This is a genomic window from Micromonospora vulcania, from assembly GCF_042658605.1.
Classification (GTDB): Bacteria; Actinomycetota; Actinomycetes; order Mycobacteriales; family Micromonosporaceae; genus Micromonospora; species Micromonospora vulcania.
The window spans coordinates 73,487-85,250 of the sequence record NZ_JBHSQS010000018.1 but is presented as its reverse complement, the minus strand read 5'-3'; the positions used below and the strand labels follow the sequence as shown (position 1 = coordinate 85,250).

11 protein-coding genes are annotated in these 11,764 nt (G+C 71.4%); 6 read left to right on the top strand and 5 right to left on the bottom strand.

Translation table 11 applies throughout. The features are described 5' to 3' along the window. Positions 1-41: 41 nt before the first annotated feature. The 3 genes from ACFQGL_RS24900 to ACFQGL_RS24890 form a co-directional block, all read right to left on the bottom strand. Positions 42-458, bottom strand: coding sequence for an Asp23/Gls24 family envelope stress response protein (locus ACFQGL_RS24900; protein WP_377514826.1), 417 nt, complete (start codon positions 456-458; stop codon positions 42-44). A gap of 84 nt (positions 459-542) precedes the next feature. Continuing rightward, a complete protein-coding gene (meaB, locus tag ACFQGL_RS24895; RefSeq protein WP_377514825.1) occupies positions 543-1,547 on the bottom strand; it encodes a methylmalonyl Co-A mutase-associated GTPase MeaB in 1,005 nt (334 codons plus the stop codon). Then, complete coding sequence (locus ACFQGL_RS24890; protein ID WP_377514823.1) at positions 1,544-2,743, bottom strand: acetyl-CoA C-acetyltransferase; 1,200 nt, start codon at positions 2,741-2,743, stop codon at positions 1,544-1,546. Before ACFQGL_RS24890 ends, meaB begins: the two co-directional genes overlap by 4 nt. 62 nt (positions 2,744-2,805) lie before the next feature. Between ACFQGL_RS24890 and mce the strand changes: the two genes are divergently transcribed. From mce to ACFQGL_RS24860, 6 genes are all read left to right on the top strand, one after another. Further along, positions 2,806-3,279, top strand: a complete 474-nt coding sequence (mce, locus tag ACFQGL_RS24885) for a methylmalonyl-CoA epimerase (RefSeq protein ID WP_377514822.1) — start codon at positions 2,806-2,808, stop codon at positions 3,277-3,279. Positions 3,280-3,578: 299 nt separating this feature from the next. Continuing rightward, positions 3,579-4,934, top strand: a complete 1,356-nt coding sequence (gene ccrA / locus ACFQGL_RS24880; RefSeq protein ID WP_377514845.1) for a crotonyl-CoA carboxylase/reductase — start codon at positions 3,579-3,581, stop codon at positions 4,932-4,934. 286 nt (positions 4,935-5,220) lie between these two features. Continuing rightward, the gene (locus tag ACFQGL_RS24875; RefSeq protein ID WP_377514821.1) at positions 5,221-6,483 is read left to right on the top strand and encodes a cell division protein DivIVA; all 1,263 of its coding nucleotides are present in this window, start codon (positions 5,221-5,223) and stop codon (positions 6,481-6,483) included. 177 nt (positions 6,484-6,660) lie between these two features. Continuing rightward, the gene (locus ACFQGL_RS24870; protein WP_465263538.1) at positions 6,661-8,688 is read left to right on the top strand and encodes a coiled-coil domain-containing protein; all 2,028 of its coding nucleotides are present in this window, start codon (positions 6,661-6,663) and stop codon (positions 8,686-8,688) included. A 305-nt stretch (positions 8,689-8,993) separates the two neighbouring features. After that, on the top strand, positions 8,994-9,188 hold the full coding sequence (locus tag ACFQGL_RS24865; RefSeq protein WP_377514820.1) for a DUF397 domain-containing protein: 195 nt from the start codon (positions 8,994-8,996) through the stop codon (positions 9,186-9,188). Between the two features lie 176 nt (positions 9,189-9,364). Further along, the gene (locus ACFQGL_RS24860) at positions 9,365-10,453 is read left to right on the top strand and encodes an AI-2E family transporter (protein ID WP_377514843.1); all 1,089 of its coding nucleotides are present in this window, start codon (positions 9,365-9,367) and stop codon (positions 10,451-10,453) included. Between the two features lie 76 nt (positions 10,454-10,529). Here the strand turns inward: ACFQGL_RS24860 and ACFQGL_RS24855 are convergent, their stop codons facing one another. Further along, positions 10,530-11,330, bottom strand: coding sequence for an alpha/beta hydrolase (locus tag ACFQGL_RS24855; protein ID WP_377514819.1), 801 nt, complete (start codon positions 11,328-11,330; stop codon positions 10,530-10,532). A gap of 66 nt (positions 11,331-11,396) precedes the next feature. Next, a complete protein-coding gene (locus ACFQGL_RS24850; protein WP_377514818.1) occupies positions 11,397-11,723 on the bottom strand; it encodes a hypothetical protein in 327 nt (108 codons plus the stop codon). Positions 11,724-11,764 lie beyond the last annotated feature (41 nt).

The following is an 11,764-nucleotide window of genomic DNA, read 5'->3' as shown; positions in this document are numbered from 1 at the left end:
CGATCGCTAAGGAAGGCCGTACCAGCGGGTAACCCCTCGGATCAGGCGGTCGGCGGGGTGGTCGGCTCGCTCAGCGACACGTCGTCGACCCGGATGTTGACCGCGTCCACCCGCAGCCCGTACGCCTTGACCGCCTCGGTCACCGCGACGCGGACCGCCTCGCTCACCTCGGGCACCGTCCGGCCGGCCTCGATGACGATCGCCATGTCGATCACCGCGCCGCCGTTCACGACCTTCGCCGAGGCACCGCGCGTCGAGTCGCCAACCGAGTCGAGGCCGACCCTGTCGAGCACCGAGTTGAACAGCCGCGCCGCGTCCCCACCCAGGTCGGTCACGCCGTCCACCGACCGGGCGGCGTTCACCGCGAGCTTCTCCAGCACGTCGTCGTCGACGGTGTTCGTCCCGCCCGTCACCGGGGCCGTTGTCGCCGACTGCGCCTGCGTCGCGTCCTCAGTCATGATCTCCCCAAACATCGCACCGCCCCCCGGGGTTCCGAGGGGCGGTGCGAGCGTACTAAGCCGGGTCGTTCCGCAGTGGACCGGTCAGGTGCCCAACTGGGCGAGCAGCTCGTCGGCCGCCGTGTACGGGTCGTTCGTACCCTCGGCGACCTTGGCGGCGAGCGTGGTCAGCTCCGTACCGTCGCGCAGCGAACCGATCCGCGCGCGGAGCACGCCGAGCGCGATGGCCTCGATCTCGGCGGCGGCCCGCGCCTCCTGACGGCGGCGCAGCTCGCCGTGCTCGACCAGCCAGCCACGGTGCTTGTCGATCGCGGCGGCGATGTCGTCGATGCCCTCGCCGCGCGCGGCGACCGAGCGGACCACCTGCGGTCGCCACTGCCCCGGGCCGCGCTCGCCGAGGGCGATCATGCCCTGGATGTCGCGGACGGTGGCGTCGGCGCCGTCCCGGTCGGCCTTGTTGACCACGAACACGTCGGCGATCTCCAGGATGCCGGCCTTGACCGCCTGGATCGCGTCGCCCATGCCGGGGGCGAGCAGCACCAGCGTGGTGTCGGCCAGCGAGGCGACCTCCACCTCGGCCTGCCCGACGCCGACGGTCTCCACCAGCACCACGTCGCAGCCCGCGCCCTCCAGCACCCGGACCGCCTGCGGGGTCGCCGCGGCCAACCCGCCGAGGTGCCCACGGCTGGACATGGACCGGATGTAGACGCCCGGGTCGGTGGCGTGGTCCTGCATGCGTACCCGGTCGCCGAGGATCGCCCCGCCGGTGAACGGGCTGGACGGGTCGACCGCCAACACGCCCACCCGGTGCCCGCGCTCGCGCAACGCGCGGACCAGTTCGTTGGTGGTGGTCGACTTGCCCACCCCGGGCGAGCCGGTCAGACCCACCACCTGCGCCTGCCCGGCGTACGGCGCCAGCGCGGCGGCGATCTCCGGCAGCAGCGCGTCGCCGTTCTCCACCAACGTGATCAGCCGGGCCACCGCCCGGGGATCACCCGTGCGGGCCCGCTCGACCAGCAGCGGTACGTCCCGACTGCGGCGCACCGACGTGGCGCCCGCCGCCGGGACGTGCTCAACCGCTTCGCTCACTTGACCCGCGCTGCACTTTCCGGAACGTGGATGATCAGAGCGTCGCCCTGGCCGCCACCGCCGCAGAGCGCCGCCGCACCGGTGCCGCCACCGCGCCGCTTCAGCTCCAGCGCGAGGGTGAGCACCAACCGGGCCCCGGACATGCCGATCGGGTGCCCGAGCGCGATCGCACCGCCGTTGACGTTGACCTTCTCCGGGTTGATCCCGAGGTCACGGGTGGACTGGATGCCGACCTGGGCGAACGCCTCGTTGATCTCGATGAGGTCCAGGTCGGCCACGCTGAGGCCGCCCTTCTTCAGGGCGTGGTTGATGGCGTTGGACGGCTGCGAGTGCAGGGAGTTGTCCGGACCCGCCACGTTGCCGTGCGCACCGATCTCGGCGAGCCAGGTCAGCCCCAACTCCTTGGCCTTGGCCTTGCTCATCACGACCACGGCGGCGGCACCGTCCGAGATCGGCGAGGAACTGCCGGCGGTGATGGTGCCGTCCTTGGTGAACGCGGGGCGCAGCTTGGCCAGCGACTCGGCCGTGGTGTCCGGCCGGATCCCCTCGTCCTCACTGATCACCAGCGGGTCGCCCTTGCGCTGCGGGATCAGCACCGGGGTGATCTCCTCGGCGAAGTGGCCGTTCTTCTGCGCGGCGGCGGCCCGCTGGTGGCTGGCCGCGGCGAAGGCGTCCTGCTCGGCGCGGGAGATGCCGTGCCTGGTGCCGAGCCGCTCGGTGGACTCGCCCATCGAGCAGCAGTCCCAGGCGTCGCTGAGCCCGTCGTGCGCCATGTGGTCCTTGACCACCACGTCGCCGTACTTGTAACCGGTGCGCTGCCCGAGCAGCAGGTGCGGGGCGTTGGTCATCGACTCCATGCCGCCGGCCACCACGATGTCGAACTCGCCGGCCCGGATGAGCTGGTCGGCCAGCGCGATCGCGTCCAGCCCCGAGAGGCAGACCTTGTTGATGGTCAGCGCCGGCACGGACATCGGTACGCCGGCCTCGACCGCCGCCTGCCGGGCCGGGATCTGGCCGGCACCGGCCTGGAGCACCTGCCCCATGATCACGTACTGGACCTGGTCGGGGCCGACACCGGCCCGCTCCAGAGCCGCCTTGATCGCGATCCCGCCGAGCTTCGTGGCCGGGAGGTCCTTGAGGTTGCCCAGCAGCCGCCCCATCGGGGTCCGCGCGCCGCTGACGATCACCGAAGCCATACCTGCCTCCGAGGGGGGTGCCGACCTGTACGCCTTAACGATTGTTCGGTCAGACTAGCGCCATGGCTGAGAACTCCCCCGCCGAGCCCGGTGCGGACTACGTCACAGACATCGGGCTTCGCAAGATCGACCACGTCGGGATCGCCGTGGCCGACCTGGACGCCGCGATCGACTTCTACCAGCGGACGTTCGGGATGCGCTGCGTACACACCGAGACCAACGCCGAGCAGGGCGTACGGGAGGCGATGCTGGCCGTCGGGCCGACCACCGAGGGTGGCTGCGTACAACTGCTCGCCCCACTCACCCCGGAGTCGACGATCGCCAGGTTCCTGGACCGCAACGGGCCGGGAGTGCAGCAGGTCGCGTACACCGTGGTGGACATCGACGCGGCCTGCGCGGCGCTACGCGCGCGGGGGATGCGACTGCTCTACGACGCCCCGCGGCGCGGCACCGCGGACTCCCGGATCAACTTCGTGCACCCCAAGGACGCCGGCGGCGTCCTTGTCGAACTGGTGGAACCCGCCCCCACCCACTAGCGCAAGGAAGGGCTCCTTCTTATCGCCTCGCGTATAGGAAGGGGCCCTTCCTAACATCGCGCAGGCCCCCCGCGAGCACGTCAGTGCGCGGTTGGCGGGGTGGCCGGACACCTTCACGCATCGGCCGATGCAGTTTTTCACAGAGGACTTCCGGCTCTAGCTACCGTTCAGTAACGTCCGGCCCCACAGGAGCGCGACCGGTGCCGGATGTGTCGAATGCCGACATGGCGGTCGTGCCCACCGGCGCCGACGATGGCAGCACCCGGGCCCGTGCGGGTGCGGACGAACCGGAGGTCACCGTGCAGGACATCCTCGAAGCGATCATGGCGGCGGAGGAATCGAGCGACCCGGACCGCGAGCTGGCCGGCGTAGCCGCGCTGCCCGTTCCGGACAGCTACCGGGGCGTGGTCGTACGCGCCGAAGAGGCCCGGATGTTCGACGGCATGGCCGCCCGGGACAAGGACCCGCGCAAGGCGTTGCACGTGCAGGAGGTGCCGACGCCGGAACTCGGGCCGGGCGAGGCGCTGGTCGCGGTGATGGCCAGCGCGATCAACTACAACACGGTGTGGACCAGCATCTTCGAGCCGGTGTCCACCTTCAAGTTCCTCCAGCGCTACGGCCGGATCTCCGAGCTGACCCGCCGACATGACCTGCCGTACCACGTGGTCGGCTCGGACGCGGCCGGCGTGGTGCTGCGTACCGGCCCGGGGGTGACCCGGTGGGCGCCCGGCGACGAGGTGGTGGCGCACTGTCTGTCCGTGGAGTTGGAGGACGCGGCCGGGCACGACGACACCATGCTCGACCCGCAGCAGCGGATCTGGGGCTTCGAGACCAACTTCGGCGGGCTGGCCGAGCTGGCCGTGGTCAAGGCCAACCAGCTGATGCCCAAGCCTCGGCACCTGACCTGGGAGGAGGCGGCCAGCCCGGGGCTGGTCAACTCCACCGCCTACCGGCAACTGGTCTCGCACCACGGCGCCAACATGAAGCAGGGCGACGTGGTGCTGATCTGGGGGGCGTCCGGCGGGCTCGGAGGGTACGCCACCCAGATGGCGCTGAACGGCGGCGCGATCCCCGTCTGTGTCGTCTCCTCGCCGGAGAAGGCCGAGCTGTGCCGCCGGATGGGCGCGGAGCTGGTCATCGACCGAGCGGCCGAGGGCTTCCGGTTCTGGAAGGACGAAGAGACCCAGGACCCGGACGAGTGGCGGCGCTTCGGCGAGCGGATCCGTGAGCTGACCGGCGGCGAGGACCCGGACATCGTCTTCGAGCACCCCGGCCGGGAGACCTTCGGCGCGAGCGTCTATGTGGCCCGGCGCGGCGGCACCATCGTGACCTGCGCCTCCACGAGCGGTTACCAGCACCAGTTCGACAACCGCTACCTGTGGATGCACCTCAAGCGGATCATCGGCAGCCACTTCGCCAACTACCACGAGGCGTGGCAGGCCAACCGTCTCGTGGCGCTCGGCAAGGTGCACCCGACGGTGTCCCGCACCTACCCCCTGGAGCAGACCGGCCAGGCCGCGTACGAGGTGCACCGCAACGCCCACCAGGGCAAGGTCGGCGTACGCTGCCTCGCCCCCACCGACGGGCTGGGCGTACGCGACGGCGAGCTGCGGGCCCGGCACGAGGACGCGATCAACCGGTTCCGGGGGCACTGACCGGGGCACCGGCCGGACGGATGAGCACCCGATGGCCAATGCGGTGAACGGCCATTGTTCTTCCACCCCCAATTGCGGGATACCCACCCGGATCGAACAAAGGGCCGCGGGCGAACCCCGTGGCCCTTTTCCGCGTCACGCTCCGTGGCGTCCGACCCGCCCGGGACCTGCCAAGATCGCCGATTGGTCCGGCCTCGCCGAGGGCGGTAGTTGACCATGTAAAGAGGACACGAAAGCTTCGTACCGCTCTTGCGAAGCACCCTGGGGCGTCTGCCAGTATGTCCCAATGCCCCAGCAGCAGTCCTCCCCTCTCGCGTTCTTCGATAACGCGAACTCGCAGCCAGATTTCACCGTCGGCCTGCGCGGGTACAACACGCATCAGGTCGATGACTTCATCGGCCGGATGACCGCCGCGCTGACCCAGTCCGAGCAGGCCCGTGCCGAGGCCGAGCAGCGGATGAACGACGCCCAGCGTCGACTCCGCCAAGCCGAACAGCGCATGAGCGCGCTGGAGCAGAAGCTCACCGACACGAACAAGCAGCTCGAAGAGAACAGCCGGCCCACCCTCTCCGGCCTCGGCACCCGCGTTGAGCAGATCCTCCGGCTCGCCGAGGAGCAGGCCAACGACCACCGCAACGAGGCCAAGCGCGAGTCGGAGGGCATCCTCTCCGCCGCCCGCCTCGAGGCCCGGGAGATCACCGACAAGGCCCGCGCCGAGGCCGCCGCGATGAAGGCCAGCGCCGAGCGCGAGGCCGGCAACCTGCGTACCGCCGCCGAGCGCGAGGCCGCCGAGGTCCGGGTGCAGGCCCGCCGCGAGGCCGACACGCTGCGCGCCGACGCCGACCGTGAGACCAAGCAGCTGCGTACCGTCACCGCGCACGAGGTGGCCGAGCTGAAGTCGACCGTCGAGCGGGAGGTGGCGACCCTCCGGGCCACCGCCGAACGGGAGATCACCCAGCACCGCTCGAAGGCCGCGCGGGAGGCCGAGGAGAAGCGGGCCGAGGCGACCAAGCTGCTCACCGACGCGCGGGACAAGCGCGACAAGGACCTGCAGGCTCTGGAGCTGCAGCTCGCCGAGCGGCGTGAGAAGGCCGAGCGCGAGGAGTCCGAGCGGCACGCCGCGCAGGTCGCGCAGACCCAGAAGATGGTCAGCGAGGCCGAGCAGCGTGCCCGGGCCGCGCAGGAGCGGGCCAAGGAGATCGAGCAGCGGGCCGAGGCCCGTCGGGTCGAGTCGGAGCGCAGCGCCGCCGAGACGGTCGACAAGGCCAAGGCGCACTCCGAGAAGACGCTCAACGAGGCCAAGGCCGAGTCGCAGCGCCTGCTCAGCGAGGCTCGCACCGAGGCGGAGCTGACCACGCAGGCCGCCCGCCGCGAGGTCGAGGACCTCACCCGGCAGAAGGACGCGGTCACCTCGCAGCTCGGCCAGATGCTCTCCGGGCTCGCCGGCATCGTTCCCGGCGTGCCGCCGGCGGCCGCCCCCGCAGCCAAGCCGGAGGCCAAGAAGGCCGACGGCGGTCAGGAGCGGGTGACTGCGGAGACCGCCGGCTGACGCGAGGCGTCAGATCGGGGCATCGACGGCGCGAGGTGACACCGGGTGACCGGTGTGACCTCGCGCCGTGTGCGTTTCCCACTCCTTGGCATCCCGCGCTGCGAAGAGAGTGAACTAGGTCCCAGAAGCGCCGTCCGTATCGCCCCAGCAGGGCCCGATGCGTGTGAGGATGGGGGCATGTCGCACGGCGAGGAACTGTTCGCACTCGGCGGGGACGTGACCACGGAGCCCAGCTTCGAGTCCGCTCTGAAGGGTTACGCGAAACGACAGGTTGACCGGTACGTCGCGCGTGCCGAGCATGAGATCGCGACCCTCGCCGCCGAACGCGAACAGGCCTATACACAGATCCACAAGCTCGCTGGCCAGGTCGAGGTGCTCCAGCGGGATCTCGCCCAGGTCCGCAAGCAGGTCGGCGTGGTGGACCGGGCCTCGTTCCGGCACCTCGGCCCCCGGGTCGAGTCGATCCTCGTCCTCGCCGAGGAGCAGGCCGAGTCGATCCTCTCCGCGGCGAACGAGGAGATCGAGGCCCGTCGCGCCGCGGCCGAGCACATCATCGAGGAGGCCCGCGAGCAGTCCGCGCGGGCCCTCAAGGATTTCGAGATCGCCCTCGCCGCGCGGCGCGCGGAGGAGGAGCGGCACACCAGCGCCCGGCGCGCGGAGGCGGACGCGACCCTTCAGGCGGCCAAGGACGAGTCGGCGAAGCTGCGCAAGACAGCCGAGGACGCGCTGGCGAAGGCCCAGCAGGAGGCCACCCAGCTACGGGACACCGCCAAGGAGATCCACACCCGGGCGCAGCAGGAGTCCACCAAGCTGCGCGAGGCGGCCCGCGAGGCCCTGACCACCGCCCGGCAGGAGGCCAGCGAGCTGCGCGAGGCCGCCAAGGAGGTGCACGCCAAGGCCCAGCAGGAGGCCAAGCGGCTCACCGACACGGCGACCGAGGCAGGGCGGGCCACGCACGCCAAGGCGCAGCACGAGGCCAAGCAGATCATCGACGACGCGTCGATGGCCGGCCGAGCCACCCGAGCCAAGGCACAGCAGGAGGCCGAGCGGCTGACCACGCAGGCCACCGAGTCGACCAAGCGCAGCCGCGCCGAGACCGAGTCGTACGTGCAGCGGATGCGCAGCGAGACCGAGGCGTACGTGCAGCACTCCCGGGCGCAGACCCAGCAGGAGCTGGGCGCCTGGCGGGCCGGGGTGGAGCAGGAGGTCAACTCCCGGCGGGAAGCGGCCGACCGGGAGTTGGCCCAGCGACGGGCGGCGGCCGAGCAGGAGTTCGCGAAGCGCCGCGACGAGCTGGAGAACCAGCACAAGTCCCGCCAGCAGGAGCTGGAGACCGGGTTCGCCAGCCGTCAGCAGGAGCTGGAGACCACCTTCACCGACCGCCAGCAGGAGCTGGAGACGGGCTTCACCACCCGCCGGGACGAGTTGGAGACCGACTACTCGACCCGCAAGAACGAGATCGAGCAGGGTGCCGAGGCGGTCCGTCAGGCTGCCGAGCAGGACGCTCTGACGCTGCGTCAGCGGGCCGAGGAGGAGTCCACGGAACTGCTGCGCCAGGCCGAGACCGAGGCCGCCGACAAGCGCCGCAAGGCCGACGAGCACGTGGCGGCCTCCCGCCGGCAGTTCGAGGAGTACGCGGCCACCACGCAGCAGCACCTGGCCACCACCCAGCAGCACCTGGCGGCCACCCAGCAGGAGTCGGCGGCCGGCCGGCAACAGCTCGCCCAGGTGATGCTGGAGATCGCCCAGGCCCAGCAGCAGCTCGCCGACCTGCGGCAGGAGACCTGGAAGTCCCGGCAGGAGTCCGACGAGCTCCAGCGGCAGGTGGCCGAGCTGCAGTTGCAGAGCCTCGCCGGGCCCAAGGCCGAGCCGACCGAGGCCGAGCAGCCGGCGGCGGAATCCGGGCAGACCACGACCCGGCCGGTGGCCGAGCCGGTGACCACCGTCGACGACGGGGCGTCCGGCGCCGCGGTGGACGGCGAGCCGACGGTTGCCGCCGTTCCGGGCGAGGGCGGCCGGGGCGCCACCCCGACCAAGATCACGAGCACCGGCGAGAACGGCAAGCGGCCCAGCAAGCCCACCACCGACGAGCGCAGCGCCAAGCCCAGCACAGTCACCACGGACGAGCGCAGCGCCAAGCCCAGCACGGTCACCACGGACGAGCGCAGCGCCAAGCCCAGCAAGGTCACCGCCGAAAAGGACTGACCGCCCACCCCACGACGCAAGATCACTTTGTCCTGAGTAGTTGCAGAAGGCTCGCCGCAACTACTCAGGACAAAGTGATCAAAGCTGTCGGACGCCAGCGGGGCGGGAGGCACCGGTAACGGTGGGAGCCGGCGGCGGGTCGATGAGCAGCCGGCGGAACGTGGGCGCCTGGAGCACCACATTGACGGGCTAGTGGTCGATGGCGACCATGAAGTGGCTACGCTGCTGGCTCGCTGGGAGATGATCAGGAATGGCGCTCTGTCCCGCCAGCGGTCGATCGAGCTGATGAAGGAAGTTGTGACGTCATGCACGTGATCGGCGCCAAGTGGCGCAAGTCGACCCGCAGCGGCGTGAGCGGCGGCGACTGCGTCGAGGTGGCGGACAATCTGCCCGAGGTGGTCGGCGTGCGGGACTGCAAGGATCCGTCCGGCCCGGCGCTGGTCTTCGCGCCGGCCGCCTGGCGGGCGTTCGTCGCCACCACCCGTCGACCCACCGCCTGACCCGGGAGGTCCTCGTGCCGCAGCACGATCCGCCGGCCGACGACCCGGACGCCACGCCCGGCCTCCCGCCGGCCGAGTCACCACGAGCCGACACACCACGAGCCGACACACCACGAGCCGACACACCACGAGCCGACACACCACGAGCCGACACACCGCTCCCGGTACCGGTCCCCCTGCCGGGCGTCGACGCGGACGAGCCGCCGGCCGTACCTTCCGGGCGGTTCGGTACGCCGGGGCGGCCGCTGCGGCGCAGTAGCTTCCTGGTCGGCTTCACCGGCGCGCTCGGCGTGCTGCTGGCGTACACCCTCTATCTGGGTGTCCGCAACGCCGGCGGGATCCTCGTGCTGGTGGTGATCGCACTCTTCCTCGCGGTCGGCCTCTACCCGGCGGTGGCCCGGCTACGCCGCTGGGGGTTGCCGCACGGCCTGGCGGTGGCGGTGGTGACGCTGACCGTGGTGCTGCTGCTCTGCGGCGGGGTGGTGGCGCTGGTTCCGCCGATCGTGACCCAGTCCGGGCAGTTCATCGACCAGGTGCCCAGCTACGTCGAGGAGTTGCGCCGCAATCCGACGGTCAACGACCTGGTGGAGCGGTACGACCTGGTGGAGCGGGCGCAGGGCGCGGCGAACGCGGACACGCTGAGCCGGGCGCTCGGTGGGGTGCTCGGTGGCGCCCAATTGATCTTCGGCACGGTGTTCCGGACGCTGACCGTGCTGGTGCTGACCATCTACTTCCTGGCGTACTTCAACCGGCTGCGCACCCTGGGGTACGCGCTGGTGCCCCGGTCGCGCCGGGAGCGGGTGCAGCTGATCGGTGACGAGATCCTGGCCAAGGTCGGCGCGTACATGGTCGGGGCGCTGAGCATCGCGGTACTGGCCGGCGCGACCACCTTCGTGTTCGCGCTGATCGTCGGGTTGCCGTACCCCTTCGCGCTGGCCGTGGTGGTCGCGGTGACCGACCTGATCCCGCAGATCGGCGCCACCCTGGGCGCGGTCATCGTGAGCCTGGTCGGCTTCGCCGCCGACCTGCCGACCGGCATCGCCTGCGCGGTGTTCTTCCTGATCTATCAGCAGGTGGAGAACTACCTGATCTACCCGAAGGTGATGCGGCGCTCGGTGGAGGTCAACGAGGTGGCGGCCCTGTTGGCCGCGCTGCTCGGGGTGGCGCTGCTGGGCGTGGTGGGCGCGCTGATCGCGATCCCCACGGTGGCCGCGCTGCAACTGATCCTGCGTGAGGTGGTGCTCCCCCGCCAGGAGACCCGCTGAGCGGACCCGAGCTGAGCGGACCCGAGCTGAGCGGACCCGAGCGCCGAGCTGACCGCCGACCTGGGTGCCGCCAGGGTCAGTCGGCGAGCGGGCCGGGCACCGGCGTGTCGGCGAACGAGGCGACGGTCCGGTCGGCGTACGCGCTGACGTCGCCGGTCTGCATCGGGCCGTCCCACGTCGTCGGCAGCGGCGTTGCGACCGCCGGGTTCACCCGACGGACGATCTCGTCGAGCACCGTCTCGGCGTCACCCACCCAGAGGTGCTTGGCGCCGGGCACCCCGACCACCTCGGCCTGCGGCACCGCGGCGAACCGCTCCCGGGCCTCGGCCGGGCGCAGGTAGTCGTCGAACTCCGGCACCAGGGCCACCAGCGGCCGACCCGAGCCGGCCCAGGTGGCCAGGTCCGCCGGGGCCGAGAAACGCAGCGGCGGGGAGAGCAGGATCGCTCCCGCGATCGCCGGGTCGCAGCCGTACTTCAGCGCCAGGTCGGTGCCGAACGACCAGCCGACCAGCCAGATGTTCGGCAGCTCGGCGAACTCGGCGTACTCGATCGCGGCGGCCACGTCGAAGCGCTCGCCGACGGCGTTGTCGAAGGCCCCCTCGCTGGTGCCGCGCACGCTGCTGGTCCCCCGGGTGTTGAACCGGAGCACGGCAAGATCGGCCAGCGCGGGCAGCCGCCAGGCCGCCTTGCGGAACACGTGGCTGTCCATCATCCCGCCGTGGGTGGGCAGCGGGTGCAGGCAGACGAGGGTGGCCACCGGCGGCCGGTCGGCCGGCAGGGCCAGCTCGCCGACCAGCCGCAGACCGTCGGCAGTGTGCAGCTCGATGTCCTCCCGGCGGCCGGGCAGGATCGACGACGCGCGGATCGCTGTGCTCACCGGTCAAGTCTGTCGCGAAGTCGCCGCCGCCGCCCGCCCGGGCACGAACAGGGTGATCCAGATCGCTCAGCCGTAGCGCGGGGCACTCCGGCCGCGCTGCACGGCCGGCCCACGCCGGTCCCGGGCCCGCCAGCAGCCGCTGTGCCAGTGCCGCCGGTCGGTCAGATCACCCAGGCCGTCCGCCGGCCAGGCCACCAGGTGCGCCACCCCGGGTCGGATCTCCTGGTCACAACCGGGGCAACGGTACGTCTTGACCGACGCGCCCGCGCCGATTCCGCGTACCTGCCAGGCGCCGTCGGTCCACTGCTGCACCGAGGCGACGCCCTGCCGGACCCGATCGTCGTCCAGGTTGGCGGTCTCGTCCCGGCGGGGGCGGTTACGACGAGGGCTCACAATGACCAAGCGTACGTTCCGTCGGGCGGACCAGCCTCGCG

What these genes read in the sequence shown, in the direction of transcription:
- ACFQGL_RS24900 (WP_377514826.1), bottom strand. Translation starts at nt 458, where the DNA reads ATGACTGAGGACGCGACGCAGGCGCAGTCGGCGACAACGGCCCCGGTG.
- ACFQGL_RS24890 (WP_377514823.1), bottom strand. Translation starts at nt 2,743, where the DNA reads ATGGCTTCGGTGATCGTCAGCGGCGCGCGGACCCCGATGGGGCGGCTG.
- mce (WP_377514822.1), top strand. Translation starts at nt 2,806, where the DNA reads ATGGCTGAGAACTCCCCCGCCGAGCCCGGTGCGGACTACGTCACAGAC.
- ACFQGL_RS24875 (WP_377514821.1), top strand. Translation starts at nt 5,221, where the DNA reads ATGCCCCAGCAGCAGTCCTCCCCTCTCGCGTTCTTCGATAACGCGAAC.
- ACFQGL_RS24870 (WP_465263538.1), top strand. Translation starts at nt 6,661, where the DNA reads ATGTCGCACGGCGAGGAACTGTTCGCACTCGGCGGGGACGTGACCACG.
- ACFQGL_RS24865 (WP_377514820.1), top strand. Translation starts at nt 8,994, where the DNA reads ATGCACGTGATCGGCGCCAAGTGGCGCAAGTCGACCCGCAGCGGCGTG.